At 73.2% G+C, this 25,641-nt stretch carries 24 protein-coding genes and 8 tRNA genes; 20 read left to right on the top strand and 12 right to left on the bottom strand.

Translation table 11 applies throughout. The features are described from left to right. Nucleotides 1–154: 154 nt before the first annotated feature. From cobT to AC07BS_RS10135, 3 genes are all read left to right on the top strand, one after another. Entirely contained in the window at nt 155–3,913 is a 3,759-nt protein-coding gene (cobT, locus tag AC07BS_RS10145) for a nicotinate-nucleotide--dimethylbenzimidazole phosphoribosyltransferase (RefSeq protein ID WP_478931340.1), read from the top strand. A 115-nt stretch (nt 3,914–4,028) separates the two neighbouring features. After that, on the top strand, nt 4,029–5,255 hold the full coding sequence (cobA, locus tag AC07BS_RS10140) for a uroporphyrinogen-III C-methyltransferase (RefSeq protein ID WP_478644643.1): 1,227 nt from the start codon (nt 4,029–4,031) through the stop codon (nt 5,253–5,255). A 69-nt stretch (nt 5,256–5,324) separates the two neighbouring features. Further along, nucleotides 5,325–6,143: a TrmH family RNA methyltransferase gene (locus AC07BS_RS10135; protein ID WP_478644641.1), complete on the top strand. Its 819-nt coding sequence runs from the start codon at nt 5,325–5,327 to the stop codon at nt 6,141–6,143. Here AC07BS_RS10135 and AC07BS_RS10130 read toward each other — a convergent pair. Further along, on the bottom strand, nt 6,140–7,438 hold the full coding sequence (locus AC07BS_RS10130) for a serine/threonine-protein kinase (protein ID WP_478931337.1): 1,299 nt from the start codon (nt 7,436–7,438) through the stop codon (nt 6,140–6,142). The two genes, AC07BS_RS10135 and AC07BS_RS10130, sit on opposite strands and share 4 nt — an antisense overlap. A 274-nt stretch (nt 7,439–7,712) precedes the next feature. Here AC07BS_RS10130 and AC07BS_RS10125 point away from each other — a divergent pair, with 274 nt between their 5' ends. Continuing rightward, the gene (locus tag AC07BS_RS10125; RefSeq protein WP_478644638.1) at nt 7,713–7,997 is read left to right on the top strand and encodes a hypothetical protein; all 285 of its coding nucleotides are present in this window, start codon (nt 7,713–7,715) and stop codon (nt 7,995–7,997) included. A 201-nt stretch (nt 7,998–8,198) separates the two neighbouring features. Next, complete coding sequence (locus AC07BS_RS10120; protein ID WP_478644636.1) at nt 8,199–8,420, top strand: hypothetical protein; 222 nt, start codon at nt 8,199–8,201, stop codon at nt 8,418–8,420. A 213-nt stretch (nt 8,421–8,633) separates the two neighbouring features. Here the strand turns inward: AC07BS_RS10120 and AC07BS_RS10115 are convergent. From AC07BS_RS10115 to AC07BS_RS10090, 6 genes are all read right to left on the bottom strand, one after another. After that, nucleotides 8,634–8,705: transfer RNA gene (locus AC07BS_RS10115), tRNA-Val, on the bottom strand. 21 nt (nt 8,706–8,726) lie between these two features. Continuing rightward, nucleotides 8,727–8,801 (bottom strand) — tRNA-Val (locus AC07BS_RS10110). Nucleotides 8,802–8,814: 13 nt separating this feature from the next. Then, nucleotides 8,815–8,886, bottom strand: a tRNA-Val gene (locus AC07BS_RS10105). Nucleotides 8,887–8,907: 21 nt separating this feature from the next. After that, nucleotides 8,908–8,982 (bottom strand) — tRNA-Val (locus AC07BS_RS10100). A gap of 1 nt (nt 8,983) precedes the next feature. Further along, nucleotides 8,984–9,057 (bottom strand) — tRNA-Cys (locus AC07BS_RS10095). A 34-nt stretch (nt 9,058–9,091) separates the two neighbouring features. Then, nucleotides 9,092–9,164 (bottom strand) — tRNA-Gly (locus AC07BS_RS10090). A gap of 204 nt (nt 9,165–9,368) precedes the next feature. On the opposite strand from AC07BS_RS10090, the gene AC07BS_RS10085 reads away from it, so the two are divergent. From AC07BS_RS10085 to AC07BS_RS10075, 3 genes are all read left to right on the top strand, one after another. Further along, nucleotides 9,369–10,409: a chorismate-binding protein gene (locus AC07BS_RS10085; protein ID WP_478645069.1), complete on the top strand. Its 1,041-nt coding sequence runs from the start codon at nt 9,369–9,371 to the stop codon at nt 10,407–10,409. Further along, nucleotides 10,406–11,227 (top strand): aminotransferase class IV, encoded by an 822-nt coding sequence (locus AC07BS_RS10080; RefSeq protein ID WP_478644634.1) that lies wholly within the window; start codon nt 10,406–10,408, stop codon nt 11,225–11,227. The genes AC07BS_RS10085 and AC07BS_RS10080 overlap by 4 nt, the downstream gene beginning before the upstream one ends. A 76-nt stretch (nt 11,228–11,303) precedes the next feature. Next, entirely contained in the window at nt 11,304–12,128 is an 825-nt protein-coding gene (locus AC07BS_RS10075) for a GNAT family N-acetyltransferase (protein ID WP_478931335.1), read from the top strand. A gap of 45 nt (nt 12,129–12,173) precedes the next feature. On the opposite strand, the gene AC07BS_RS10070 is transcribed toward AC07BS_RS10075, so the two are convergent. After that, nucleotides 12,174–12,680 carry a DsbA family protein gene (locus AC07BS_RS10070; protein WP_478644630.1) on the bottom strand — a complete coding sequence of 169 codons (507 nt, stop codon included), beginning with the start codon at nt 12,678–12,680 and terminating at the stop codon, nt 12,174–12,176. Between the two features lie 200 nt (nt 12,681–12,880). Here AC07BS_RS10070 and AC07BS_RS10065 point away from each other — a divergent pair, with 200 nt between their 5' ends. After that, nucleotides 12,881–13,327, top strand: a complete 447-nt coding sequence (locus AC07BS_RS10065) for a hypothetical protein (protein WP_478645066.1) — start codon at nt 12,881–12,883, stop codon at nt 13,325–13,327. A gap of 69 nt (nt 13,328–13,396) precedes the next feature. Next, entirely contained in the window at nt 13,397–13,540 is a 144-nt protein-coding gene (locus tag AC07BS_RS10060; protein WP_478644627.1) for a hypothetical protein, read from the top strand. Nucleotides 13,541–13,560: 20 nt separating this feature from the next. Here the strand turns inward: AC07BS_RS10060 and AC07BS_RS10055 are convergent, their stop codons facing one another. Then, complete coding sequence (locus AC07BS_RS10055) at nt 13,561–14,091, bottom strand: CGNR zinc finger domain-containing protein (protein ID WP_478644626.1); 531 nt, start codon at nt 14,089–14,091, stop codon at nt 13,561–13,563. Nucleotides 14,092–14,300: 209 nt separating this feature from the next. Continuing rightward, entirely contained in the window at nt 14,301–14,714 is a 414-nt protein-coding gene (locus AC07BS_RS10050; RefSeq protein WP_003959770.1) for an SsgA family sporulation/cell division regulator, read from the bottom strand. 191 nt (nt 14,715–14,905) lie between these two features. On the opposite strand from AC07BS_RS10050, the gene AC07BS_RS10045 reads away from it, so the two are divergent. From AC07BS_RS10045 to AC07BS_RS10030, 4 genes are all read left to right on the top strand, one after another. Further along, nucleotides 14,906–15,337, top strand: coding sequence for a TIGR02611 family protein (locus AC07BS_RS10045; protein ID WP_478644624.1), 432 nt, complete (start codon nt 14,906–14,908; stop codon nt 15,335–15,337). Nucleotides 15,338–15,411: 74 nt separating this feature from the next. Then, nucleotides 15,412–15,483: transfer RNA gene (locus AC07BS_RS10040), tRNA-Val, on the top strand. 54 nt (nt 15,484–15,537) lie between these two features. Then, entirely contained in the window at nt 15,538–16,032 is a 495-nt protein-coding gene (locus tag AC07BS_RS10035; RefSeq protein WP_478644623.1) for an SRPBCC family protein, read from the top strand. Between the two features lie 63 nt (nt 16,033–16,095). After that, nucleotides 16,096–16,167: transfer RNA gene (locus AC07BS_RS10030), tRNA-Val, on the top strand. 98 nt (nt 16,168–16,265) lie between these two features. Here the strand turns inward: AC07BS_RS10030 and AC07BS_RS10025 are convergent. Beyond that, the gene (locus AC07BS_RS10025) at nt 16,266–16,991 is read right to left on the bottom strand and encodes an exonuclease domain-containing protein (RefSeq protein WP_478644620.1); all 726 of its coding nucleotides are present in this window, start codon (nt 16,989–16,991) and stop codon (nt 16,266–16,268) included. Between the two features lie 165 nt (nt 16,992–17,156). On the opposite strand from AC07BS_RS10025, the gene AC07BS_RS10020 reads away from it, so the two are divergent. The 6 genes from AC07BS_RS10020 (at nt 17,157) to AC07BS_RS09995 (ending at nt 23,854) form a co-directional block, all read left to right on the top strand. Further along, nucleotides 17,157–17,735, top strand: a complete 579-nt coding sequence (locus tag AC07BS_RS10020; RefSeq protein WP_478644618.1) for a DUF4365 domain-containing protein — start codon at nt 17,157–17,159, stop codon at nt 17,733–17,735. Beyond that, entirely contained in the window at nt 17,735–18,898 is a 1,164-nt protein-coding gene (locus tag AC07BS_RS10015) for a serine/threonine-protein kinase (RefSeq protein WP_478931331.1), read from the top strand. Before AC07BS_RS10020 ends, AC07BS_RS10015 begins: the two co-directional genes overlap by 1 nt. 116 nt (nt 18,899–19,014) lie before the next feature. Next, nucleotides 19,015–20,991, top strand: a complete 1,977-nt coding sequence (thrS, locus tag AC07BS_RS10010) for a threonine--tRNA ligase (RefSeq protein ID WP_478931329.1) — start codon at nt 19,015–19,017, stop codon at nt 20,989–20,991. Between the two features lie 82 nt (nt 20,992–21,073). After that, complete coding sequence (locus AC07BS_RS10005) at nt 21,074–21,634, top strand: HIT family protein (RefSeq protein ID WP_478644612.1); 561 nt, start codon at nt 21,074–21,076, stop codon at nt 21,632–21,634. Nucleotides 21,635–21,734: 100 nt separating this feature from the next. After that, the gene (locus AC07BS_RS10000; RefSeq protein ID WP_478931327.1) at nt 21,735–22,622 is read left to right on the top strand and encodes a polysaccharide deacetylase family protein; all 888 of its coding nucleotides are present in this window, start codon (nt 21,735–21,737) and stop codon (nt 22,620–22,622) included. Beyond that, nucleotides 22,619–23,854 carry a YVTN family beta-propeller repeat protein gene (locus AC07BS_RS09995; RefSeq protein WP_478644606.1) on the top strand — a complete coding sequence of 412 codons (1,236 nt, stop codon included), beginning with the start codon at nt 22,619–22,621 and terminating at the stop codon, nt 23,852–23,854. Before AC07BS_RS10000 ends, AC07BS_RS09995 begins: the two co-directional genes overlap by 4 nt. Before the next feature lie 76 nt (nt 23,855–23,930). Here the strand turns inward: AC07BS_RS09995 and AC07BS_RS09990 are convergent, their stop codons facing one another. Further along, complete coding sequence (locus tag AC07BS_RS09990) at nt 23,931–25,586, bottom strand: hypothetical protein (protein WP_478644605.1); 1,656 nt, start codon at nt 25,584–25,586, stop codon at nt 23,931–23,933. Between the last annotated feature and the right edge of the window lie 55 nt (nt 25,587–25,641).

The following is a 25,641-nucleotide window of genomic DNA, read 5'->3' as shown; positions in this document are numbered from 1 at the left end:
CCACAGTCGCCAATGCTCCGAACGCCCCCCTCGATTGGCGCGTACAGGGCAAGGTGACACCGGACGGCATACAACGTTGCCGCGAGGCACACGCGCTCGTTCTTGTTCCGGGGGCGTGGTTGGAAGGAGCACTACCGATGGGCGAGGGGTACGCATGACCGACACCGGCCGGTTCCCGGACGAGGGACAGCCGGAGAACGCAGGCGCACTGCCCGGACACCCGCACCACGCGGACGCCGCGGCCCCTGCCGAACCCGGAACCCCCACCCATTCGACGTACGCCTTCCTCGACCAGGACCCCGCGGACGAGGACGACCTGCTCCTGATGCCGGGCGCCCAGGGCGCCTGGATGGAGCAGCCGGCAGCGCCGGGCGGCACCCACGAGACGGGCGGCCGGGACACCGGCTCCCTCGACTACAACGGCGTGCACACCCCGCCCCCGGCGCCCGGCCCCGCCGCCGCCCCGCCGCCGCGCCGCCCGCTGCACATGGGCCCGCCCGTGCCGGAGCCCAACAGCGGTGTCGTCCGCTCCCTCGCCGACCGCGGCCCCGCCCCCCAGCAGCAGCCCGTCGGCTCCCCGGTCCACCCCCCGGCCCCGCCCGTCGGCGGCGTCGAATACCTGGACGGCACCCCCCAGGACACCCTCCCGGGGACCCCGGCGGCGCCGTTCGTCCCGGCACAGACCACGGGTGACGCGCCGGCACAGCCCGCCCCCGCGGCCGCCGCGCCCGGGACGGTGGCCGAGCCCTCTCCTGTCGAGCCGCGGGCTGACGTGGTGTCACCGCAGACCGCGGCCCCCGCCGGGCCGGCGGACGGCCTCGACCTGGGCTCCGAACCGGTCGCGCCGGCCGCGGTCGCCGCCCCGGCGCCCGCCCCCGCCCCGGTGCCGCCCGTGCCGAGCGCGGACGCCGCCCTGGCGGTCATCGCCCGGGCCACCCAGGACATCACCGCGGCGCCGGCACAGCCGGTCGCGGAGGCCGCACCCGTGGTGGAGCCGGTGGTGGAGCCCGTGCAGGAGCCGGTGGCCGAGCCCGTGGCGGAGGCCGTCGCGGAGGTTCCTGTCGCCGTCGAGCCGCCGGTGGCCGTCGTGGAGGCGCCCGTCGCCGAGACGGTCGTGGCCGAGACGGTCGCCGCCCCCGCGCCCGCCCCCGAGACCCCGGTTGACGCCCTGTCGGCGCCGGTCGAGCCGGTCGAGCCCGTCGTTCCGGTCGAGGCCGAGGTCGCGCCGGAGCCCGTCGCCGTGGCCGTGGTCCCGGAGGCCGTCCCGGTGGCCGAGGTGGTCCCGGAGGCCGTCCTGGTGGCCGAAGCCGTCCCGGCGGCGGCCGTCGCCGAGCCGGTCGCGGTCCCCGTCCAGGCACCGGTGGCCGAGCCCGCGCCCGTGCCCGTGGCCGCCGAGCCCGTCGTGGAGGCCGTGGCCGTCGTGGCCGAGCCGGCTCCCGAGCCCGTACCGGCTCCGCAGGAGCCCACCGCTGACGAGACGTCGGCGGCGGAGGCCGTGCCGGCCCCGGAGCCGGCGGTCGCCGAGCAGGCCGCCCCGGAGCAGGTCCAGGAGGCGCCCGTCGCGGAGCCGGTGGCCGCCGAGCCTGTGGCGGAGCCGGTCGTGGAGCCTGCCGCCGAGCCCGTAGCCGAGGCCGTGGCGGAGGTCGTCGTGGAGCCCGTCGTGGAGCCCGTGCCCGAGGCCGTTCCGGTGGCCCCGGCCGCCGAGCCGGCGCCCGCCGAGGCCCCGCAGGCCGCGCCCGCCCCCGCGCCGGAGCCGGTCGCCGCCGCCCCGGAGGCCCCGGTGGCCCCCGCCCCGGAGCCGGTCGTCGTCGAGCCCGTCGTCGCCGAGCCGGAACCGGTGCCCGCCGCCGCGCAGGAGACGACCCCCGTTCAGGAACCGGCCCCCGCCGAGGCCGTGACGCCCGCCCCCGAGGCCGTCGTGTCCGAGACGGCGGCTCCCGAGGCGCCCGCCCCCGAGGCCGTGAACCCCGAGGCCGTGGCGCCTGTGGCCGCGACCCCCGAGGCCGTGACGCCCGAGACGCCCGCCCCCGAGGCCGTGGCTCCCCAGGTCGTGGCCGCCGAGCCCGTGGCCGGACCGGCGGCGCCCGCCCCCGCCCAGGAGACGGAGGTCGCCGAGCCCGCCGAGGCCCCCGCGCCGGAGCCGGAGACGGCCCCCGAGCCGGAGCCCGAGCCCGCCGGCCCCCCGGCCGTCGGTTACGACGACGCCGAGCGCGCCGCCGTGCACCGCGTGATGCGCGAGCGCCGCGACATCCGCAACGGCTTCCGCGGCGACCCGATCCCGCACGAGGTGCTGCTGCGCGTCCTGGAGGCCGCGCACACCGCGCCCAGCGTGGGCCACTCCCAGCCGTGGGACTTCGTGGTCATCCGCTCGGAGGAGACCCGCCGGTCGATGCACGAGCTGGCCACCCGCCAGCGCGAGGCGTACGCCGAGTCCCTGCCCAAGGCCCGGGCGAAGCAGTTCAAGGAACTGAAGATCGAGGCCATCCTCGAGACCCCCGTCAACATCGTGGTCACCGCCGACCCCACCCGGGGCGGCCGCCACACCCTGGGCCGGCACACCCAGCCCCAGATGGCGCCGTATTCCTCCGCGCTCGCCGTGGAGAACTTCTGGCTCGCCGCGCGCGCCGAGGGCCTCGGCGTGGGCTGGGTCAGCTTCTTCGACGAGCGCGAGATGGTCCGCGCCCTCGGCCTGCCCGAGCACCTCGAGGTCGTCGCCTACCTGTGCGTGGGCTACGTCGACGAGTTCCCGGACGAGCCCGAGCTGATGCAGGCCGGCTGGTCCAAGCGGCGCCCGCTGTCGTGGGTCGTCCACGAGGAGGAGTACGGCCGCCGGGCGCTGCCCGGCGAGGAGCCGCACGACCTCCTCGCCGAGACGCTGCGCGGCATCCGCCCGCTGGACGCCAAGGCGCTCGGCGAGGCGTGGGAGCGTCAGAAGCGGATGACCAAGCCGTCCGGCGCGCTCGGCATGCTGGAGATCATCTCCGCGCAGCTGTGCGGTCTGTCGCGCAAGTGCCCCCCGCCGATCCCGGAGCCCGCCGCCGTCGCGATCTTCGCCGGTGACCACGGCGTGCACCACCAGGGCGTCACGGCGTGGCCCCAGGAGGTCACGTCGCAGATGGTCGCCAACTTCCTGGGCGGCGGCGCGGTGTGCAACGCCTTCGCCAACCAGGTCGGCGCCGAGGTCTGCGTCGTCGACGTCGGCGTGGCCTCCGAGCTGCCCACGACGCCCGGCCTGCTGCCGCGCAAGATCCGGCCCGGGACGAGCGACTTCACCATCGGCCCCGCGATGACCCGCGAGGAGGCCCTCCAGGCCGTCGAGGTCGGCATCGAGACCGCCCGCGACCTGATCACGGCGGGCAACAAGGCCCTGCTCACGGGCGAGATGGGCATCGCCAACACCACGGTGTCGGCCGCCCTCATCTCGGTCTACACCGGCGCGGACCCGGCCGAGATCACCGGCCGGGGCACGGGCATCAACGACGAGATGCACGCCCGGAAGATCGACGTCGTCCGCCGGGCGCTCGAACTGCACCAGCCGGACCCCAAGGACCCGATCGGCGTCCTCGCCGCGATCGGCGGCCTGGAGCACGCGGCGCTCGTCGGCCTGATCCTCGGCGGCGCCTCGCTGCGTACGCCGGTGATCCTGGACGGCGTCAGCGCGGGTGCCGCGGCCCTCGTCGCGCGCGCCATCGCCCCGGAGGCGCTGGCCGCCTGCATCGCGGGCCACCGCAGCGCCGAGCCGGGCCATGTCGCGGCCCTGACCAAGCTGGGCCTGCGCCCGCTGGTGGACCTCGACCTGCGGCTCGGCGAGGGCACGGGGGCGCTGCTGGCGCTCCCCGTCGTACAGAGCGCGGCGCGTGCCATGCACGAGGTGGCGACGTTCGACACGGCGGGTGTCAGCGAGAAGGGCTGACGGCCCGGTCGGCCCCGGTCGGGGGAGGCGTTCCGCCCCGCGGAACGCCTCCCCACGCACGACCGGACACCCCGTAAGGTGTCCCCACCAGCGCTTTCGTACGAGGAGACCTGCCATGGCCCGGACCGAACAAGCCGCTTACCCCGTCGGACTGCGCCTTGCCGGTCGCCGTGTGGTCGTCCTCGGCGGCGGTCAGGTCGCCCAGCGGCGGTTGCCGGCGCTGATAGCCGCGGGGGCCGACGTCCTGCTGGTCTCCCCGTCGGCGACCGCGTCCGTCGAGGCCATGGTCGAGGCCGGCGAACTGCGCTGGGAGCGCCGCGGCTACCGCGACGGCGACCTGGACGGCGCCTGGTACGCCCTCATCTCCACCGACGACCCGGCCGCCAACGAGGCGGCCTCCGCCGAGGCCGAGGCCCGCCGGGTGTGGGCGGTCCGCAGCGACGACGCCGACGCCGCCTCCGCCTGGACCCCGGCCACCGGCCGCGCCGCGGGCGTGACCGTCGCCGTGCTCACCGGGCAGGACCCGCGCCGCTCCGCCGCCGTGCGCGACGCGGTGATCGAGGGCCTCCGCGACGGCTCGCTCGCCGCCCCCCACCACCGCGCCCGGGTCAAGGGCGTCGCCCTCGTCGGCGGCGGCCCCGGCGACCCCGACCTGATCACCGTGCGCGGCCGGCGGCTGCTCGCCGAGGCCGACGTGGTCGTCGCCGACCGGCTGGGCCCGCGCGACCTCCTCGACGAGCTGCCCCCGCACGTCGAGGTGATCGACGCGGCCAAGATCCCCTACGGCCGCTTCATGGCCCAGGAGGCCATCAACAACGCCCTGATCGAGCACGCCAAGGCCGGCAAGGCGGTCGTCCGGCTCAAGGGCGGCGACCCGTTCGTCTTCGGCCGCGGCATGGAGGAGGTCCAGGCCCTGGCCGAGCACGGCATCCCGTGCACCGTCGTGCCCGGCATCTCCAGCTCGATCAGCGTCCCGGCCGCCGCCGGAATCCCCGTCACCCACCGGGGTGTGGCCCACGAGTTCACGGTCGTCAGCGGCCATGTGGCCCCCGACGACCCCCGTTCGCTCGTCGACTGGGAGGCGCTCGCCCGGCTGCGCGGCACCCTGGTCCTGCTGATGTCGGTGGAGAACATCGCCGCGATCGCCGCGACGCTGATCCGCCACGGCCGGCCCGCCGGAACCCCCGTCGCCGTGGTGCAGGAGGGGACCACCGCCGCCCAGCGCCGCGTGGACGCCACCCTGGAGACCGTGGGGGAGCGGACCGTCGCCGAGGGCATACGCCCGCCGGCCGTCATCGTGATCGGCGAGGTCGTGACGGCGGCACCGGCCCCCCGCGCCTGACACCCCACGCCCTCTCCACCACCCCGTCCCCCTCCACCCCACCGCACCAGGACAGCAGGCAGACAGAGCATGGCCGACCTCACCACCATCGACGCCCCCGACGACCCCCGCCTGCACGACTACACCGGGCTGACGGACGTCGAGCTCCGCCGCCGCCGCGAACCCGAGGAGGGCCTGTTCATCGCGGAGGGCGAGAAGGTGATCCGCCGCGCCCTGCAGGCCGGCTACACGATGCGCTCCATGCTGCTCACGCCCAAGTGGGCGGATGTGATGGGGGACGTCATCGAGGAGAGCACCGCGCCCGTCTACGTCGTCACCCCGGACCTCGCCGAGCGGGTGACGGGCTATCACGTCCACCGCGGCGCCCTCGCCTCCATGCGGCGCAAGCCGCTGCCGCCGGCCGGCGAGCTGCTGCGCGACGCCCGCCGCGTCGCCGTGCTGGAGGGTCTCGTCGATCACACCAACATCGGCGCGATCTTCCGCAGCGCGGCGGCGCTCGGCATGGACGCGGTCCTGCTCTCCCCGGACTGCGCCGACCCCCTCTACCGCCGCTCGGTGAAGGTGTCGATGGGCGCGGTGTTCTCGGTCCCCTACGCCCGGCTGGAGAACTGGCCCCACGACCTGGAGGCGGTACGGGAGGCGGGCTTCGGCCTGCTGGCCCTCACCCCGCACGAGAAGGCCGTCGCCATGGACGAGGCGGCCCCGCACCGGCTGGAGCGGGCCGCGCTGATGCTGGGCGCGGAGGGTGACGGCCTGTCGGACCGCGCCCTGCGCGCGGCCGACACCTGGGTCCGCATCCCGATGGCCCACGGGATCGACTCCCTCAACGTGGGCGCGGCGGCGGCCGTGGCCTTCTACGCCGTCACCACGGGCCGCCCGACGGCCTAGGCCCCGTCGGCCCGGTCGACCTCGTCGGCCGGCGATCCGCCCTCGGGCATCGTCCAGCCCACCGGCGTCCTCGCCGGCCCGCCCAGGCCGTCGTTGTGCGTCGGCCCCTGGCAGCCCTGCGCGGCGGCGATCCCCAGCGCGACCAGCAGCGTCACCACGACGAAGACGATGAGCCGCTGCCGCAGCAGCTTCCGGTCCGGGCCCTGCCGCCGCCCCGCGGCGCCCGGCCGGGTGCCGGGGCCCGTACGGGCGCCCGTACGGGGCCGGGCGCCGCGCCGTGCGCCCGGGAGCCCCCGGCGGTCGACGGCCGTCGGGCCCGGCGCCGCCGGCGACCCGTGGGGGGCGTGCGGCCGCGGGGTGGGGGAGCTGCCCGGGCGGCGCTCGGTGCGCTGCCGCTCGTACTCCGCCGCCCGCCGGGCCGACGGCCGGTCCGGCTCGCGGCGCGGGGACGGCGGACGGCCCTCGGACAGCCCGTGTGCCTCGCGGGCCGCGATCTCCTTCAGCCGCAGCGACAGCTGGAGCGTGCTGGGCCGCTCCTCCGGGTCCTTGGCCAGACAGGCGTGGATGAGCGGGGCCAGCGCGTCCGGCACGCCCATGAGCTGGGGCTCCTCGTGCACCACCCGGTAGAGCATGACCTCCGAACTGCCCTGGCCGAACGGAGAGTCCGCCGTCGAGGCGTAGGCCAGGGTGGCGCCGAGCGCGAAGACGTCCGTCGCCGGGGTCACGGCGGCGCCGCGCACCTGCTCGGGGGCGAGGAAGCCGGGCGAGCCGACGGCCGTTCCCACATGGGTGAGGGTGCTCGCCCCGGTGGCCCAGGCGATCCCGAAGTCGATGATGCGGGGGCCCTTGGGGGAGAGGAGGATGTTCGACGGCTTGAGGTCGCGGTGGACGACACCCGCGTCGTGCACCGCCAGCAGGCCCTCGGCCAACGCCGCGCCGATGGACGCGGTCTGAGCGGCCGACAGCGGCCCCTCCTCGTTCACCTTGTCGTGCAGCGAGGGGCCCGGCACGTACTGCGTGGCGAACCACGGCCGGTCCGCCTCCAGGTCGGCGGCCACCAGCCGCGCCGTACACCCGCCGCGGATGCGCCGGGCCGCGGAGACCTCGCGCGCGAAGCGGGAGCGGAACTCCTGGTCCTCGGCGAGGTCCGGGCGGATGACCTTCAGCGCCACGCGCTGGCCGCGCCGGTCGGAGCCCAGGTAGACCACGCCCATGCCGCCCGCGCCCAGCCTGCGGTGCAGCCGGAACGAGCCGACGACACGCGGGTCCTCGCGCCGGAGCCGCATCATCGTCATCTTCGTCCCCTACCTCCGGTGGGGCTGCCCCACGTCGTTGCCCGCGGGCCGCCCGGCCCCTTGACCGGTCGTCCGGTCCCGTCGGCCGCCCGGCCTCTGACGTGGCACAGCTTACGGATTGACGGACGGTCGCGCTGCGAGGCCGCGCATGCGTCGGCGAGTGGAGTGTCGGTGCCGGGTGGGATGCTCGACCTATGGGCACGGGGCGGATCCGGTCCGCCCCCGGCCCCGGACCGGCGGCCCAAGGGGCCGCCGTGAAAGGGGGATTGACGCCATGAAGGGTGACCGGGTGGAGATCGTCGTGGATGCCGGTGACACGACTCGAACGTATGAAGTGGTGGCGGACCGGGCCGGCCGGAGGGTGGAGACGGCCGTCCGCCGGGGCGTGGTGGAAGTGAGCGAAGTCACGCGGAGCGGTTCCGTCGTCCGGACGGCTCGGTTCATGGCCACCCGGGTCCTCGCGCTGGTGGAGCACCCGGTGCCGAGGGAGGACGCGAGCGAGCGTCCCCTCCGGGACGACCCGGGGGCCCTGGGGAAGGGTCTCCACCCAGGGGAGTAGCCCCCGGGGCCCGGCCTCATCCTCCGGGAGAACCGCCAAGCGGTACGAGGGCATGACGCCGGGCGGGTGGCCCGCGCCTAGTGTGGAAGGCAAGCGGCGGGTACGCATACTCGTCCCCCGAGGTCAGGTGCCCGCCGCTGCCGACACCAGCGGGCACGGGCCCGGTGGCGGGACCGCGACGAGGATGGACGGGAGAGACCGATGGCGCACCCTGTGGGACGTCCCGGCGGCCGGGCGGCGGCCAGGCGGTCCCCGGACGCCTTCGGCCCGGCCGCGTCCTTCTCGCGGTCGTCCACCCCCCGCCACCCGCTCGTCGCGGCGGCGATGGTGCTGCCGCTGGCGGCCCTCCTGGCGGTCGTCTTCGGCGGCTGGGACGCCGTCGTCACTCAAGCGTCGTCCGTGGCCGGAATGCTGGGGCGCTGACGCGCCCCCGGTCCGGGAGAGCGGCCCGGGCCGGGACACGAAGGCCACAGCCCCGTGGGGACGGGGGTGCGGCGGACGGCACGATGCGCCGGGCACCTGGGGAGGTGCCCGGCGCATCGCGTTGTCCGGGGTCGTGCGGGGCGATCGAGGACCGCGACACGACGAAACGGCCGGTGGCCGGGGCCGCTGGGCCCCGGCCACCGGCCGTGAGTGTGCGCGATACTGGGATTGAACCAGTGACCTCTTCCGTGTCAGGGAAGCGCTCTCCCGCTGAGCTAATCGCGCGGGCAAGATCCATGGGGATCCTGGTGGACGATACTGGGATTGAACCAGTGACCTCTTCCGTGTCAGGGAAGCGCTCTCCCGCTGAGCTAATCGTCCGGGGTGTGCTGCGTGCGCGATACTGGGATTGAACCAGTGACCTCTTCCGTGTCAGGGAAGCGCTCTCCCGCTGAGCTAATCGCGCGGGCAAGATCCGTGAGGATCCTGGTGGACGATACTGGGATTGAACCAGTGACCTCTTCCGTGTCAGGGAAGCGCTCTCCCGCTGAGCTAATCGTCCTTGGAGGTGGAGACGGGATTTGAACCCGTGTAGACGGCTTTGCAGGCCGTTGCCTCGCCTCTCGGCCACTCCACCAGGAGTGCGGGGGTCGGGAAGATCCCCCAACTCGAGCGGACAACGAGACTCGAACTCGCGACATCCACCTTGGCAAGGTGGTGCTCTACCAACTGAGCTATGTCCGCAGCAGCCTCCCCCGGGCTTCACCCCGGGAGTTGCTCCGCCGTTTCGCTTCCGCGTCCCGGCGACGTGTTGAACTTTAGCGGATTCCGGCGCCAGCTCAAATTCCGTTTGCCCAGCGTGCTGCCGTGATCCCTCGGCAGGGCCCGTCGAGGACCCCGCGCCATAGACTCGATGACGTGCAGAGCCTCCCCCCGATGTCCTCCCCGATGGCCCGCTTCGGCGGGCTGATCGCCACTGACCTGCGCGATGTCACCAGCGACCCGGCAGCCCTGGAATCCACCGGGTGGTGGGCCGTCGTGGCCTCCTTCGAGGGCGGCCTGACCTGCGCGCGCTTCGGTGACGTCCGGGCAGCCCCCGCCCCCGTCCCGGTCCCCGGCCGGTGGCGCGGCCCCGCCCCGGACGACTGGACCAGTTCCCTGGACCGCGACGCCTACGTCGCGGGCGTCCGCCGTATCCGCGAGCACATAGCCGCCGGCGAGGTCTACCAGGCCAACCTCTGCCGCGTCCTGAGCGCGCCCCTGCCCGACCCGGACGCCGCCGACGTCGACGCGCTGACCGCCCTGCTCGCCCGGGGCAACCCCGCCCCCTACGCGGGCACGGTCCGCCTGCCCGCGCACGGCGTCGAGGTGGCCACCGCCTCCCCCGAGCTCTACCTCCGCCGCACCGGCCGCACCGTGGAGTCCGGCCCGATCAAGGGCACCGGCCGCACCGCCGAGGACCTGCTGGAGAAGGACCACGCCGAGAACGTGATGATCGTGGACCTGGTCCGCAACGACCTCGGACGCGTCTGCGCCACCGGCTCCGTGACCGTCCCCGCGCTCTGCGCGGTCGAGAGCCATCCCGGCCTGGTCCACCTCGTCTCCACCGTCCGCGGCCGGATCGCCGACGGCGCCGGCTGGTCCGACCTCCTCGACGCGACCTTCCCGCCCGGCTCGGTCACCGGCGCCCCCAAGGAGAGCGCCCTCGGCATCATCGACGCCCTGGAGACCGCCCCCCGCGGCCCCTACTGCGGCGGCATCGGCTGGGTCGACGCCGACAGGGGCACCGGCGAGCTGGCCGTCGGCATCCGCACCTTCTGGATCGACCGCGCCGCCGTCGGCGGCCCGCTCCTGCGCTTCGGCACCGGAGCCGGCATCACCTGGGGCTCCGACCCCGAGCGGGAGTGGGCCGAGACGGAACTCAAGGCCTCCCGGCTCCTCGCGATAGCGTCGGAGGCACCCCGGCCCGTGGGAAGGACACAGCGGTGAGAATCTGGCTCGACGGCGCGCTGCGCGACGCGGACGACGCCCACGTCTCGGTCTTCGACCACGGCCTGACCGTCGGCGACGGCGTCTTCGAGACGCTCCGGACCACCGACGGCCGGCCCTTCGCCCTCACCCGCCACCTGGCCCGGCTCAGCCGCAGCGCCGCGGGCCTGGGCCTGCCCGAGCCCGACCTCGACGAGGTCCGCCACGCCTGCGCCGCCGTCACCGGGGCCAACCCCCTGCCGCTCGGCCGGCTGCGGATCACCTACACCGGAGGGCTCTCCCCGCTCGGCTCCGACCGCGGCACCGCCGCCCCCACCCTCGTCGTGGCCCTGACCGCCACGACCCGGCGCCCCGACGCCACCGCCGCCGTCACCGTCCCCTGGACCCGCAACGAACGCGGCGCCCTCGCCGGCCTCAAGTCCACCTCCTACGGCGAGAACGTCGTCGCCCTCGCCGCCGCCCGCCGGCAGGACGCCTCCGAGGCCCTCATGGCCAACACCACCGGCGCGCTCTGTGAGGGCACCGGCTCCAACGTCTTCGTGGTCCTCGACGGCGAGCTGCACACCCCGCCCGTCTCCTCCGGCTGCCTGCCGGGCATCACCCGCGCCCTCGTCGTCGAATGGACCGGCGCCCAGGAGACCGACCTGCCCTTCGAGGTCCTCGATCGCGCCGATGAGGTCTTCCTGACCTCCAGCCTCCGCGACGTCCAGGCCGTCCACACCCTCGACGGCCGGCAACTCCCCGGCGCCCTCGGCCCGGTGACCGCCAAGGCCATGCGCCAGTTCGACGAACGTTCCGCCGCCGACCTCGATCCCTGAGGGGCGTACGACGGTCCGGCGCCACCGGCCGGGGAAACCGGATGACGGACGGCCGCCGGGCCGGTACAACGCAAGGATGACCACCACCCTGCGGCCCACCGCACCCGAGCAGCGCACCGCCGACGGCGGCCGGTCCCGCGCCTACGAGGTCTGCGTCAACAGCCGGCGCGTCGGCACGGTCGACATCTCCACCGACCCCCGCCTCGGCCCGGGCTTCGGCCGGATCGCCCACCTCGTCATCAACGAACCCGACCGGCACCGCGGCCGCGCCACCGTCGCCGCGCTCGCCGCCGAGGAGGTGCTGCGCGCCTGGGGCTGCGGCCAGATCTCCATCAGCGTCCCCGCCGGCGCGGAGAGGGCCCTCGGCCTCGCCGGGGCCCTCGGCTACACCGAGCGCAGCCGCACCCTCTCCAAGCCCGTGCCCACCGCCTCCCCCGCGCTGCCCGAGGGCAGCACTTCCCGGCCCCTGGCCGAGGAGGAGTACGCGGCTTGGCTGGCCCGCTCCCGGCGCCACTACGTCCGCGACTGGGCGGACCGGGGCGTGCCCCTGCCGCAGGCCGAGGCCAAGGCGGAGCGCGACCACGCCCAGGCCCTGCCCCAGGGCCTCGCCACCCCCGGCACCACCGTGCGGGTGCTGGTCCACGACGGCCGGGACGTCGGCATCCTGTGGCTGGGCCGGCGCGACGACGGCGCCTACGTCTACGACGTCGAGGTCCACGAGGACCACCGGGGCCGCGGCCACGGCCGCTCCCTGATGCTCCTCGCCGAGCACCAGGCCCGCGCGGCGGGCGCGGCCACCCTCGGCCTCAACGTCTTCGCCGGCAACACCCCGGCCCTGCGGCTCTACGCCTCGCTCGGCTACCGGCCGACCGCCTTCCACCTCTACAAACCGCTGCTCTAGCCGGGGCGGGGAAGCAGCGCGGCGGGGCGGCGGGGCTCCCCGGGGTCAGCCCGCGAGCAGCCGGTCGGCGATCTCCTCGATCCGCTCCCGCAGCCCCTCCTGGCTCTTGCCGCCGTCCAGCCGCTCACCGCCGATCACATAGGTGGGCGTCCCCGTCACGCCGATCGCCTTGCCCTCGGCCTGGTCGGCGTCCACGACCAGCATGTGCCGCCCGTCGATCAGCGCGGTGTCCACCTCCTCGGCGTCCAGCCCCAGCGCGCCCGCCGTCTCCACGAGCACCCGCTCGCCCCGGGCGCCGAGGTCCGCGGTGCGCCCCAGCAGCGCCTCGGCGTACGGCCACCCCGTGCCCTGCTCCGCCGCCTCCTCGGCGGCCTGCGCCGCCGCGTAGGCGTGCTTGTTCTTCTCCAGGGGGAAGTGGCGCAGCCGGATGTCCAGCCGGTCCCCGTAGCGCTCCCGCAGGGCGCGCACGTCGTCCAGGGCCTTGTGGCAGTCGGGGCACTGCAGGTCGCACCAGACGTCGAGGGTGGCCGGGGTGATGTCGTTCTCGCTCATGGGGCCAGTCTCCCAGCCCGCGGCCGGACGGCGTGATCCCCTCCGGGCGGACCGGTCCGGCGCCCGGGTCCGGTACCCGAGGAGGAGGCGCGTCCCTGAAAGGACCCGGACTTCTCCCGTACCACCGGGCCGGTCGTGGCACCGCCCGCGCGGACCGGTGCACGATGGACGCAGGAGAACGCCGTCAGCGGGAGGACCGGATGCTGATCTCGACCGTATGCGCCGCGGTGTCCGCGGCCGGCCTGGGCATCGCCCTGGTGACGGCCTACCGCCGGCGCTTCCTCGCCGCGACCAGGATCGCCGCCTGGTCCCTGGTGCCCGTCGGCCTGGTGATGACCGGCGTCGTGGACTGGCTGACCGATCTGGTCCTCAAGCCGAGTGTGTGGGCCGGCTTCGGCGTGCTCGCCCTCTCGGCGCTGCTCTTCCTGATCAGCCGCACCGTCGAACGCCGCCGCGGCGGCACCCGGCGGGAGCGGCGCGCCGCCACGGCCGCCGCACGGGCCGGCGCCGTCGCCCCCACCGCGTCCGCGCCCACGCTCGGACCCGGCCGCGCCGAAACGTCCCGCCGCGGCGGGACGAAGCCCCCGGCCGGCGACGCGGAGGACTTCTCGGACATCGAGGCCATCCTCAAGAAGCACGGGATCTGAATAACTCCCGTAGAAAGTTCACGCGTTGGGCCGCGGGCGGCCCGGCCGCTGCGCCATGATCTGTCGGAGATGAACGACGAGACACCGGCCCAGATCACCGACGAACCGCGCGGCTGCCTGTTCGCCCTCTCCCAACCGCCCCTGATGTTCTTCCTCGCCTTCGTCGGCACACTGGTCCTGCTGACCGCCGTGCACGACCTCTACCGCTGGTGACGCCCCCGGCCCGGCGGACCTCAGCCCGCGGTCCCCCGGCGGCGCGCCCGGTACGCGGCCACGTGCAGCCGGTTCCCGCACGTCCGCCCGTCGCAGTAGCGGCGCGAACGGTTGCGCGAGAGATCGACGAAGGCCCGGCCGCAGTCCGGCGCCACACAGCGCCGCAACCGCTCCAGCTCGCCCTCCACCAGCAGGAACGCCAGCGCCATGCCGCCGTCGGCGGCCAGGTGCTCGGCGAGGGAGGCACCGGGCGCGAAGTAGTGCACATGCCAGTCGTAGCCGTCGTGGTCGGTCAGTCGCGGAGTGGTCCCCGCCTCCGCGACCAGCGCGTTCAGCAGCGTCGCGGCGGCCGCCGCGTCCCGGGTGTCGAACACCTCGGCGAAGCGGTCGCGGAGATCCCGCACCGCCCGCAGGTCCTGCTCCCGCAGCACCCCCGTGCCGCTGATGGCGTGGCGCTCGACGAACTCCCGCAGCCACGCCGCGTCGAGCTCCCCGTTCAGCAGGTCGACGACGGCGTCGAGGGTACGGCGGGTGTCGTGGTTGATCAGCACGGAACGTTCGCTCCCTGGCCGGACGGACGGAGGGCGGCAATTGTTCGACCGCGGCCGCAGACTCTAGCGGCTCCCCGGCGCGACGGCGCCGTCGCCCGCGGTGGATCCGCGGTGACGGCGCCGAGTCGTCCAGACCGTATGCGGTTGTCGTGCGCGGCGCGCGGCCTCCCCGAGTGGGCCGGCGCGCCCTGATCAGCTACGGCCCGGCATCAGCTCTCGGCCAGGATGTGCGAGAGCTCGGTGTCCAGGTCGAAGTGACGGTGTTCGGTGCCCGGTGGGACGGCGGCGTCGGTCCGCTTCAGGAACGACTCCAGCGCCCGGGCCGGCGCCTCCAGCAGGGCCTCGCCCTCGGGCGAACTCAGCGCGATGCAGACGACGCCCTGGCCGTGACTGCGGGACGGCCAGACACGGACGTCGCCCGTGCCCGTGGGCCGGTGGAGGCCCTCCGCCAGGAGGTCGCGGGCGAAGACCCATTCGACCGTCTCTTCGGCTCCGGTGTGGAAGGTGGCGTGCACGGCATACGGATCGGCCGTGTCGTACCGCAGGCCCGCGGGTACAGGCAGTGAGGATTCGCTCGACACAACGAGGCGCAGGTGCAGCTCGCAGCTGACCGTGGTGTTCATAAGCGCCAAGGCCTTTCGCTCAGTGTGCGCTCGGGGATTCGCACGTCGGCGAAATCGACATGCCACCTACGGTGCCGTTGTAAACCCCTCTGACCGTTTTGAGCCTCTTCGGATACCTCGGACGGCCCAGCGCCGGCGCCGCGCATACCGCCGAACCGGTGATGCCCGGCCCTTCGGGTACGTTGTGCCCCATGAACGCGGAGAGTGACGAGCGGAGACCCGCTCCTGCGCACAGTGACGACGAGTCCGGCAAGGGCCTCGGCTCCCGGGCCCCCCACTTCATCAAGCGGTCCCGGGCCCTCCACATCAGCTGGCAGGTCGGCGTCTTCGTCGTCGGCCTCGCCGTCGTCGTGGTCGGCATCATCATGCTGCCCCTGCCCGGCCCCGGCTGGCTGGTGATCTTCGCCGGCATGGCCATCTGGGCCACCGAGTTCGTCTGGGCCCAGCTCGTCCTGCGCTGGACCAAGCGCAAGGTCACCGAGGCCGCCCAGCGCGCCCTCGACCCCAAGGTCCGCCGCCGCAACATCACCCTCACCGTCGCCGGCCTCGTGATCGTCGCCACCCTGGTCGGGATCTACGTCGCGAAGTACGGCCTGCGGATGCCCTGGAACGTCGGCGGCTGACCGCCCCGGCCCCCTGACCAGGCACGCGTGGTGCGAAGCACCGTCTGACATGCGGTAATGTTTGCGGTGCGCCCGGGCGATTAGCTCAGCGGGAGAGCGCTTCGTTCACACCGAAGAGGTCACTGGTTCGATCCCAGTATCGCCCACATCACACCGAAGGTCCGTAGGGTTCACCCCCTTGCGGACCTTCGGTTTTTCGTATGCCCTGGTACGTCATGGGACGCCGCCGCACGCCCTCGCCGCACCACTACCGCTTCCGCGACACCTGGGACCTCCCGGCCCCGCCCGACACCGTCTACGCCGTCCTCGAAGCCGTCGCCGACTACCCCGCCTGGTGGCCCCAGGTCCGCGACGTCCGGCAGGCCGACGCCGTCAGCGGCACCGCCCACCTCCGCAGCCTCCTGCCGTACGGCATCACCGTCACCGCCCGCGAGAGCCGCCGCGACCCCCGCGCCCACATCCTGGAGATCGTCGTCCACGGCGACCTCGAAGGCTGGGCCCGCTGGACCCTCAGGCCCCACGGACCCCACGGCACCACCGCCCTCTTCGAGCAGGACGTCGACGTCCGCAAACCCCTCATGCGCCGGCTCGCCGTCCCCTGCCGCCCCCTCTTCCGCGCCAACCACGCCTGGATGATGCGCGGCGGCCGCCGCGGCCTGCGCGCCCTGCTGGAACGCCCGCCGCACGGGATTTGATGGAGACCGGCGGCGACCTGTATTGTTCAGTGCGTCGCCGGGGGAAACCCCGGAAACACGCCCGGGCGATTAGCTCAGCGGGAGAGCGCTTCGTTCACACCGAAGAGGTCACTGGTTCGATCCCAGTATCGCCCACCGCCCGGGAAGGCCGGTCCGTCATCCGACGGACCGGCCTTTCGCGTTGCCGCCCACGCCGCCCCCGGAGCTCCGGGACCCCGACGCCGCGCGCCGCCTCACGCCGCCGCGTGCAACTCCGGCCGCAACGGCCACGCCGGATCGCACTGCTCCTCCGAACCGTTCCGCGCGAACCACGCCTGCAACCCCCGCGCCTGCGCCGCGTGCCACACCGCCTGCCGCGTGTGCAGCTCCGCCGGACTCAACCGCTCCAACCGCGAGGCGAACCGCCGCCCCACCGCCCGTACGACCTCCATCGCCGCCGTCGCGTCGGCCGCCGCGTCATGCGCCCCCGTCAGCTCCACCCCGTACTGCCCGCACAGATCCGTCAGCGTCCGCCGGCCCTTCCGGTACCGGTCCAGATGCTTGTCCAGCACCCACGGATCCAGCACGCACAACGGCGCGCCACCCAGATAGCCCGCCAGCGACGACGCCCGGTGCCGCCGCAACTCCCGGTCCAGCAACGTCAGATCGAACGGCGCGTTCATCACCACCAGCGGAACGCCCCGCGCCGCATGACCCGCCAGCGCCCGCGCCACCTCCTCCATCACCGGGGCCGGCCACCGGCCGTACCGCTGCAAGTGGTCCTCGCTCAACCCGTGTATCGCGGTCGCCTCGGCGGGAACGGGAACCCCCGGATTCACCAGCCACCGGGTGACCACCGGCGCGGCCCCCGCCTGCGACTGCGTCACGAAGGCCGCCGACACGATCCGGTCCCGCTCCACATCCACCCCGGTCGTCTCGGTGTCGAAGGCGGCCAACGGCCCTTCGAGCCAGCACTGCATGACACAACTCCTCGCGCTCGTGCGACAGATGGCGTGTTTCCCCTCCCCGCCAGGTGATACCCGGCCACCCGAGCACCCGAACCGCCGCAGTTTGCCGGGGAGTTCGCGTGGAGACAACACAGATGTACGACCAAAGAACCGGCGAGCCCGGAAGGTTTTTCGGACATGGCGCTCGCTCAGCCCGACCCGGCCCCCACCCACGGCCGCCGGCCCCCCGGGCACCGCCCGCCGCCCCGCGGCGGCCTCGCCGTCACCGCGTGCATGGAGACCCTCCAGGTCGGCTACCTCCACGCCGTCGCGGCCGCCGCCGGCTGCTCACTCGCCCAGCCCTTCCCCGACAACGGCATCGACTGGCACGTCAGCCACAGCGCCCCCGACCACACCACCGACGACGAAGTCACCATCAAGGTGCAGCTCAAGAGCACCTACCAGCTCGGCCCCCACCCACCGGGCCGCACCTTCGCCTTCACCCTCGACAACGACCACCTGGTCAAACTGGCCCGCACCCCCGTTTCCGTCCACAAGATCCTCGTCGTCATGATCGTCCCCCGCGACCGCGACGACTGGCTCCGCGCCGCCCCGGACCGCCTCGAACTCCGCCACTGCTGCTACTGGACCAACCTCGCCGGCCACCCCGTCACCGGCCGCCGCAGGACCACCGTGCGCATCCCGACCACACGCGTCTTCGACGACCACGCCCTCCGCGAGATCATGACGCGGGTCGGAGCGGGAGGGAGACCCTGATGCACCACCCCGACCCCGCCGTCCTCGGCGCCCTCCTCGCCCGCCACGGCTGGCACCGCCGCGGCGGCGCCCCCGGCCGCTACGACCGCTGGACACCCCCCGCCGGACCCGGCGCCGGCACCAGCCTCCTCCTGCCCGCCGGCCGCGCCTTCCCCGACAGCGCCGACCTGCTCGCCGAAGCCCTCGCCGCCCTCGAACACAGCGCGGCACCCTCCGCCCACGACATCCTCATGGCCCTCCGCACCCCCGGCGACGAGATCCACTGGCACCGCGAGCTCCCCGAGCACCACGCCCCCGCCACCGCCTGGGCCGCCCAGGAACGCCTTCGCGCCGGAGCCCGCGCCATGCTCCTCGCCGGCGCCCTCGCCGACCGCGCCCGCACCGGCCACCACGGCGCCCGCGACCGCCGCCACGCCGAAGCCGCCCTCGCCGGTCTGCTCACCGGCCCCGCCCCCGGCGCCCGCGACCTCACCGTCCTCGCCCCCCTCGACCAGGGCGCCGGCACCGGTACCGCCGCGGACCGCCGCATCGCCGCCACCCTGCTGCGCGCCCTCCAGACCACCCGCGAGGCCACCGACTACCAGCGCGCCACCGGCCGCACCGACGCCTTCGACACCGCGATCACCGCCGGCGTCTGCCGCGAGCTCACCGACTCCCTCATCGCCCTCATCGGCGGCTCCGAAGGCATCCGTGTCGCCATCGCCTGGGCCCCCGCCGCCGGCCCGCCCGAGGGCTTCGCCGACCGGCCCGAACCCGTCGAGTTCTCGCCCGGCGACCTCCCCGCCCTCCGCGAGGCCGGCGCCCGCTACGTCCGCGACGAACCCTCCGTCCCCGTACGGATCACCGCCGCCGTCGTCCGGCTCCGCCGCGAGACCCCGGGCGGAGCGGGCACGGCACGCCTCAAGGTGCTCGACGGCGCCGACATCGGCCAGGTCAGGGCCACCCTCGACGCCGACGACTACCGCATCGCCGGCCACGCCCACCTGGCCGGGCTGCCGATCAGGGTCAGCGGCCGCCTGGAGAGCCGCGGCGGCTTCCGCCGTCTGGCCGACGCCCACACCGTCACCCCGGTGGGCGTGGACGAGGCGGAGCGCGACGGCCTGCTGAAGTCCCTCCACGAGAACCTCGACCCCTTCGGGGAACCGTGCGACGGAGAAGCGTGACGGGAAGCGTGACCCACAGGGGGAGCGAAAGAACCGCTTAGCGGCCAGGTGCCCGGGCTCGGTACGATTCAGGCGCACAGCGACCGCTGTCGTGCCCCATAAGTCAGGAGAGACCGGTGTCAGACGTCCGTGTGATCATCCAACGCGATTCCGAGCGGGAAGAGCGCGTGGTGACGACGGGCACTACGGCTGCCGACCTCTTCGCCGGCGAGCGCACCATCGTCGCCGCCCGCGTCGCGGGCGAGCTGAAGGACCTGGCGTACGTCGTCGCCGACGGCGAGGAGATCGAGCCCGTCGAGATCTCCTCCGAGGACGGCCTGAACATCCTGCGCCACTCGACGGCCCACGTCATGGCCCAGGCCGTGCAGGAGCTCTTCCCCGAGGCCAAGCTGGGCATCGGCCCGCCGGTCAAGGACGGCTTCTACTACGACTTCGACGTCGAGAAGCCGTTCACCCCCGAGGATCTCAAGCTCATCGAGAAGAAGATGCAGGAGATCCAGAAGAGGGGGCAGAAGTTCTCCCGCCGCGCGGTGACCGACGAGGCCGCCCGTGAGGAGCTGGCCGACGAGCCGTACAAGCTGGAGCTGATCGGCCTCAAGGGTTCCGCCTCCCACGACGACGGCGCGGACGTCGAGGTCGGCGCCGGCGAGCTGACGATCTACGACAACCTGGACGCGAAGACCGGCGAGCTGTGCTGGCGCGACCTGTGCCGTGGTCCGCACCTGCCGAGCACCCGCATGATCCCGGCGTTCAAGCTGATGCGCTCCGCAGCCGCGTACTGGCGCGGTAGTGAGAAGAACAAGCAGCTTCAGCGTCTCTACGGCACCGCGTGGCCGACCAAGGACGAGCTGAAGGCATACCTGGAGTTCCTCGCCGAGGCCGAGAAGCGCGACCACCGCAAGCTCGGCTCCGAGCTGGACCTCTTCTCCGTTCCCGACGAGATCGGCTCCGGCCTGGCCGTCTTCCACCCGCGGGGTGGCATCATCCGCCGCGCGATGGAGGACTACTCCAGGAGGAGGCACGAGGAAGAGGGGTACGAGTTCGTCTACACCCCTCACGCCACCAAGGGTGCCCTCTTCGAGAAGTCGGGCCACCTGGACTGGTACGCCGACGGCATGTACCCGCCCATGCAGCTCGATGCGGGCGTGGACTACTACCTGAAGCCCATGAACTGCCCGATGCACAACCTGATCTTCGACGCGCGGGGGCGGTCGTACCGCGAGCTGCCGCTGCGCATGTTCGAATTCGGGACCGTGTACCGGTACGAGAAGTCGGGCGTCGTGCACGGCCTGACCCGTGCCCGGGGCTTCACGCAGGACGACGCGCACATCTACTGCACCCGTGAGCAGATGGGCGAGGAGCTCGACCGCACGCTCACCTTCGTCCTGGACCTGCTGCGCGACTACGGCCTGAACGACTTCTACCTGGAGCTGTCCACCAAGGACCCGGAGAAGTTCGTCGGCTCGGACGAGGCGTGGGAGGAGGCCACCGAGACCCTGCGCAAGGTCGCCGAGAAGCAGGGCCTGGAGCTCGTCGCCGACCCGGGTGGCGCGGCCTTCTACGGCCCGAAGATCTCGGTGCAGGCGAAGGACGCCATCGGCCGCACCTGGCAGATGTCGACCATCCAGCTCGACTTCAACCTGCCGGAGCGCTTCGACCTGGAGTACACCGCAGCGGACGGCTCGCGCCAGCGGCCTGTCATGATCCACCGGGCGCTGTTCGGTTCGATCGAGCGGTTCTTCGCCGTCCTGCTGGAGCACTACGCGGGCGCGTTCCCGGCGTGGCTGGCCCCGGTGCAGGCGGTGGGCATCCCGATCGGTGACGCGCACGTCGAGTACCTGCAGGAGTTCGCCTCCGAGGCGAAGAAGAAGGGCCTGCGCGTCGAGGTGGACGCCTCCTCGGACCGGATGCAGAAGAAGATCAGGAACCACCAGAAGCTGAAGGTTCCGTTCATGATCATCGTCGGTGACGACGACATGAACGCCGGCACGGTGTCCTTCCGCTACCGGGACGGCTCGCAGGAGAACGGCATCCCGCGCGACGAGGCGATCGCGAAGATTCTCGACGTGGTCGAGCGTCGCGTCCAGGTGTGACGTGATCCCCGCGTGAGCGGGGTCATCGAGGGGCGGTCCTGGTGGGCCGCCCCTCGTCGTTCGCCCGTCCTGCGTGAGGAATATGCTTCACCCCATGACGAGTGAGCCGGAGCAGCAGTTCGGAGTGGGGACGCCGGATGCGTTCCAGCGCCTTTGGACGCCCCATCGGATGGCGTACATCCAGGGCGAGAACAAGCCCACCGGCCCCGGGGCCGACGACGGATGCCCGTTCTGCTCCATCCCGTCCAAGAGTGACGAGGACGGGCTGATCCTCGCTCGGGGTGAGCGCGTCTACGCCGTGCTCAATCTGTATCCGTACAACGGTGGCCACTGCATGGTCGTGCCGTTCCGGCATGTCGCGGACTACACCGAGCTCGACGAGGACGAGACGATCGAGCTGGCCGACTTCACCAAGCGGGCCATGCGCGCTCTCCGGGCGGCCTCCGGCGCGCACGGGTTCAACATCGGCATGAACCAGGGTTCGGTCGCCGGTGCCGGTATCGCCGCCCATCTTCATCAGCACATCGTTCCGCGCTGGGGCGGGGACACCAATTTCCTGCCGGTCGTCGGGCACACCAAGGTCCTGCCGCAGCTTCTCGCCGATACGCGGAAGATGCTGGCGGACGTCTGGCCGACGGTGTAGGTCCCGGTCGGTTCCGGTCGGGGAACGACCGGACGGGACACACCCCGACCGGAATCGGGCAAATCTCAGCATTTCTTCTTAAAGAAGCTCTAATGGGACGGTGACCTTTCTTCACCGTCGCACCGTGCTGCGCGCGGCCGCCGGTGGCGCCCTGGCGGGGGCCGCCGGTGCCGCGGGCTGCGAGGCCGACCGGTCGGCCGCCGAGGAGGCCCGGAAGCGTACGGCCGCGCCGACGGGCGCGTCCGGTGGGTCGCACGCGGCGGCGCGCGCGACCGCCTCCGCGCCCGGTTCCGCGCCCGTGCGCGCGTCGGGCCGTGTGTCGGCCTCCGCGGCCGCCCCCGCTCCGGCGGGACCGCCGTTGCTGCTGGCGCGGCTGCCGGCCGGGTTGCCGGCGCAGATCGAGCACGGGTCGCGGACCTCGCGTGCGGTGGCGCTGACGTTCCACGGCCAGGGTGACGCGAAGTCGGCCACCACGTTGCTGACGGAGGCGGAGCGGGCCGGGGCGCGGGTGACGGTGCTGGCCGTGGGGTCCTGGCTGGACGCCGAGCCGCGGATGGCGCGGCGGGTGCTGGACGGCGGGCACGAGCTGGGCAATCACACGATGCGGCACTTGAGCATCTGCTCGATGCCGGAGAAGGCCGCCTTCGCCGAGATCACGGAGTGCGCGGACCGGTTGCGCAGGCTCACGGGCGGCGCGGGCCGGTGGTTCAGGCCGTCGCGTGCGCGGCGGGCGACCGATCTGGTGGTGCGGTTGGCGAAGAAGGCCGGTTACCCGCACGTTCTGTCGTACGACGTGGACTCCCTCGACTTCACCGACCCGGGCGCGGAGGCGGTGCGGCGTACCGTGTTGAGCGCGGTCCGGCCGGGGTCGGTCGTCAGTCTGCACTTCGGGCACGCCGGCACGGTGGCCGCGCTGCCCGCGATCCTCGACGGCCTGCACCGCCGCGGCCTGCGTGCGGTGACGACTACGGAGCTGCTGACCCGATGATCCAGTTCTCGCGTTCTCTTGCCGGTGGTCTCTCTTCCCGTTCGCGTGGGCGGCGTGGGGCCGCGTTGTTCGCGGTCGCCTGTGTGCTGCTGGTGGCGGGGTGCGGGGGAGGTGACGGTGGCCGCGGTGGTGGTGGCAGGGGTGCGGACCGGCAGCCGCGTCAGGGGACGCAGAGTCAGGGTGCGGCGCGGGGGGTGCCGCAGGGGCTGCCGGGGATGCCGCCGTTGCTGGATCCGAACGATCTGTACGCGGCGGACCGGCCGAACGCGTTGTCGCCGGTGGTGAAGGACTTCCCGTCGCGGGTGTACGTGCCCAACACGGAGTCCGACACGGTGAGTGTGATCGATCCGAAGACGTACAAGGTCATCGAGACGATTCCGGTGGGGGAGCAGCCGCAGCACGTGGTGCCGTCGTGGGACATGAAGACGTTGTGGGTGAACAACGACCGGGGGCACACGCTGACGCCGATCGATCCGGCGACGGGGAAGAAGGGGAAGATGGTCGATGTCCACGATCCGTACAACCTCTACTTCACGCCGGACGGCAAGTACGCGGTGGTGATGGCGTCGATGGACCGTGAGCTGGTGTTCCGGGACGCGCACACGATGAAGCGGATGAAGACGGAGCATGTGAACTGTCTGGGGGTGAATCACGCGGATTTCTCGCCGGACGGGCGGTACTTCATCGTCAGCTGTGAGTTCTCGGGTGAGCTGCTGAAGGTCGACACGGCGCGGATGAAGGTGATCGGTCAGCAGAAGCTGCCGTTCGACGGGGCGATGCCGCAGGACGTGAAGATCTCGTCGGACGGCAGGACCTGGTACGTGGCGGACATGATGGCCGACGGGGTGTGGGTGCTGGACGGGGACCGGTTCACGGAGCCGTGGCTGATGCCGACGGGCAAGGGGGCGCACGGGTTGTATGTGAGCCGGGATTCGAAGTCGATGTACATCTCGAACCGGGGTGAGGGGTCGATCTCGGTGCTGGATCTGCCGAGTCGGAAGCTGGTGAAGAAGTGGGAGCTGCCGGACGGGGGGAGTCCGGACATGGGTGGGGTGTCGGCGGACGGCAAGGTGTTGTGGCTGTCGGGGCGTTACAACAGCGAGGTGTACGCGATCGATACGACGGACGGGCATCAGATCGCGCGGATCAAGGTGGGGGACGGGCCGCACGGGTTGGCGGTGTATCCGCAGCCGGGGCGGTATTCGCTGGGCCACACCGGCATCTTCCGGTGAGTGGCGGCACGGTCCGGGGCGGGTCCCGAGGCTCAGTCGGGACCCGCCCCGGGGCGGGTGCGCGGTCCGCTGGTGGTCAGGCGTCGTAGACGTCGACCCTGCCGGGCTTGGCGTCCTGGACGGCGCCGCTGAGGCTGCCGGCGCGGGAGTCGAACTTGCTGGTGTCGACGCCGTTCTCCTTGAGGACGCGGAGCGCTGCCTCGTGGACGACGCGGAGGACGGGGGTGGCGGCGCGGAGGGCGTCGTCGGCCATGAAGCGGTGGCGCCAGGGCTTGTCGGCCCAGGCGTGGCGGAGGCCGAAGGGTTCGGGGAGGACGAGCTTGCCGCCCCAGTACTCCAGGAGCGGGGGGTACCAGGTGAGGGGGGCGCGGGCGGCGAGGCGGACGACTTCCTTGGGTTCGACGACGGGGAGGGTGCGGGTCCAGGTCTCCCAGAACTTGATGCCCTTCTTGAAGGACACGGTGCGGTTCTTGGGGCGGCCGTTGAAGACGCCGTGGGTGGGGCCGAGGGCGTAGCCGGTGACCTCGATGCGCAGGGTCTTGTGGAGGACCGTGACGTTGACGAGGAGGTTGATGACGAGCTGGCCGTCCCAGAGGACGAACTGGACGCCGAGGTAGTGGCGGTCGCCGCTGCCGAAGTGCTGTTTGTCGCAGATGTCCTGGAGTTTGGCGCCGCGGATCTGGTAGGAGGCGGCGTCGGTGCCGCCGGGGCGGGAGACGGCGGAGGCGCCTTCGCCGATGGGGACGACGACCCAGTGCTCGACGCGGGGCGGGGTGAGGCCGCCGGTGTTGATGGGGGTGCGTTCGAGGTTCTTGAGCTGGTCGTGGATGGCGCGGGCGATGTCCCAGCTGCGGAAGGGGTTGATGTCGCGGCCGGCCTGGGCGGGGACGAGGTCCTCGGCGAGCTGCCAGCTGCCCCAGCGGGTGCCCATGCCGAGTATGCCCTTGGGGCCGGCGTAGAAGACGACGTTGCTGTCCTGTTCGGCGGACAGCTTCTGGAGGCTCTGGCGGAGCTGTTCGGCGGCGGTCTCGCCGGGGGCGCGGGGGACGCTTTCGGGGATCTTGGCGGCGACGGCGCTGCCGTCGAGGAGTCCGGTCCAGCGGTCGCGCAGGTCCTTGGCGGTGCGTTCGCAGGCGGTCTTGGCCCAGAAGCCGCCGATGAGCGGGGCGATGATCATGGCGCGTAGGTAGATGCCCCAGAAGCCGTGGAGGGGGGCCTTGACCATGGCGACGGCGACCACGACGGCGATGGCGGCGAGGAGGGTGGTGCCGAGGGCGCCGGCGCGCTTGTTCTGGGCGCCGGCGAGGCTGCGGCGCAGCTGGAAGGCGCCGAACCAGAGGAGGACGCCGGGGAGGAAGAGCAGGCCGAAGACGGCCATGATGAGGGTGAGCTGGGCGTCGCGGATGCGGCGGATGCGGCTGGCGGCGAGGCAGTGCTCGACGATGACCTGGGGTTCGAGGCCGAAGGACTGGATGAGGGGTTTGCGGCCGCCGCCGAGCATGCGGTTCTGGACGGCGCGGGCGAAGGCTTCGCCGAGGTTGGGCTCGAAGAGCGAGATCCGGGGTTTGGTGACCTCGGAGGTGGCCCAGTCGGAGTTGGCCTTGAGAATCTCGTCGACCGGGCCGTCGCGGTAGGCCGCGGAGGCCAGGGCCTGTGTGACGGCGGTGCCGCCGGCGCCGCCGGATACCGGGATCTGCGCACCCGGGCTGAAGTCGTACCCGTCTCCTGCCACTGCTGCCCCCAATGCCGCGCCCGTCCGGGCACCGGCCTGCTCCCGACTGCCGCTC

Source organism: Streptomyces sp. NPDC044063 (assembly GCF_056434285.1).
Note: the sequence above shows the minus strand (reverse complement) of the source record. Positions and strands in the feature narration are given on the sequence as shown.

Excerpts from the sequence above, each read along its gene's own strand:
- AC07BS_RS10130 (WP_478931337.1), bottom strand. The coding sequence starts at position 7,438 with ATGACGATGATGCGGCTCCGGCGCGAGGACCCGCGTGTCGTCGGCTCG.
- AC07BS_RS10025 (WP_478644620.1), bottom strand. The coding sequence starts at position 16,991 with ATGCAGTGCTGGCTCGAAGGGCCGTTGGCCGCCTTCGACACCGAGACG.
- AC07BS_RS10135 (WP_478644641.1), top strand. The coding sequence starts at position 5,325 with ATGGCCGACCTCACCACCATCGACGCCCCCGACGACCCCCGCCTGCAC.
- cobA (WP_478644643.1), top strand. The coding sequence starts at position 4,029 with ATGGCCCGGACCGAACAAGCCGCTTACCCCGTCGGACTGCGCCTTGCC.
- AC07BS_RS10125 (WP_478644638.1), top strand. The coding sequence starts at position 7,713 with ATGAAGGGTGACCGGGTGGAGATCGTCGTGGATGCCGGTGACACGACT.
- AC07BS_RS10045 (WP_478644624.1), top strand. The coding sequence starts at position 14,906 with ATGAACGCGGAGAGTGACGAGCGGAGACCCGCTCCTGCGCACAGTGAC.
- AC07BS_RS10050 (WP_003959770.1), bottom strand. The coding sequence starts at position 14,714 with ATGAACACCACGGTCAGCTGCGAGCTGCACCTGCGCCTCGTTGTGTCG.
- cobT (WP_478931340.1), top strand. The coding sequence starts at position 155 with ATGACCGACACCGGCCGGTTCCCGGACGAGGGACAGCCGGAGAACGCA.
- AC07BS_RS10020 (WP_478644618.1), top strand. The coding sequence starts at position 17,157 with ATGGCGCTCGCTCAGCCCGACCCGGCCCCCACCCACGGCCGCCGGCCC.
- AC07BS_RS10085 (WP_478645069.1), top strand. The coding sequence starts at position 9,369 with ATGGCCCGCTTCGGCGGGCTGATCGCCACTGACCTGCGCGATGTCACC.
- AC07BS_RS10120 (WP_478644636.1), top strand. The coding sequence starts at position 8,199 with ATGGCGCACCCTGTGGGACGTCCCGGCGGCCGGGCGGCGGCCAGGCGG.
- AC07BS_RS10075 (WP_478931335.1), top strand. The coding sequence starts at position 11,304 with ATGACCACCACCCTGCGGCCCACCGCACCCGAGCAGCGCACCGCCGAC.
- AC07BS_RS10060 (WP_478644627.1), top strand. The coding sequence starts at position 13,397 with ATGAACGACGAGACACCGGCCCAGATCACCGACGAACCGCGCGGCTGC.
- AC07BS_RS10070 (WP_478644630.1), bottom strand. The coding sequence starts at position 12,680 with ATGAGCGAGAACGACATCACCCCGGCCACCCTCGACGTCTGGTGCGAC.
- AC07BS_RS10035 (WP_478644623.1), top strand. The coding sequence starts at position 15,538 with ATGCCCTGGTACGTCATGGGACGCCGCCGCACGCCCTCGCCGCACCAC.
- AC07BS_RS10015 (WP_478931331.1), top strand. The coding sequence starts at position 17,735 with ATGCACCACCCCGACCCCGCCGTCCTCGGCGCCCTCCTCGCCCGCCAC.
- AC07BS_RS09995 (WP_478644606.1), top strand. The coding sequence starts at position 22,619 with ATGATCCAGTTCTCGCGTTCTCTTGCCGGTGGTCTCTCTTCCCGTTCG.
- AC07BS_RS10005 (WP_478644612.1), top strand. The coding sequence starts at position 21,074 with ATGCTTCACCCCATGACGAGTGAGCCGGAGCAGCAGTTCGGAGTGGGG.
- AC07BS_RS10065 (WP_478645066.1), top strand. The coding sequence starts at position 12,881 with ATGCTGATCTCGACCGTATGCGCCGCGGTGTCCGCGGCCGGCCTGGGC.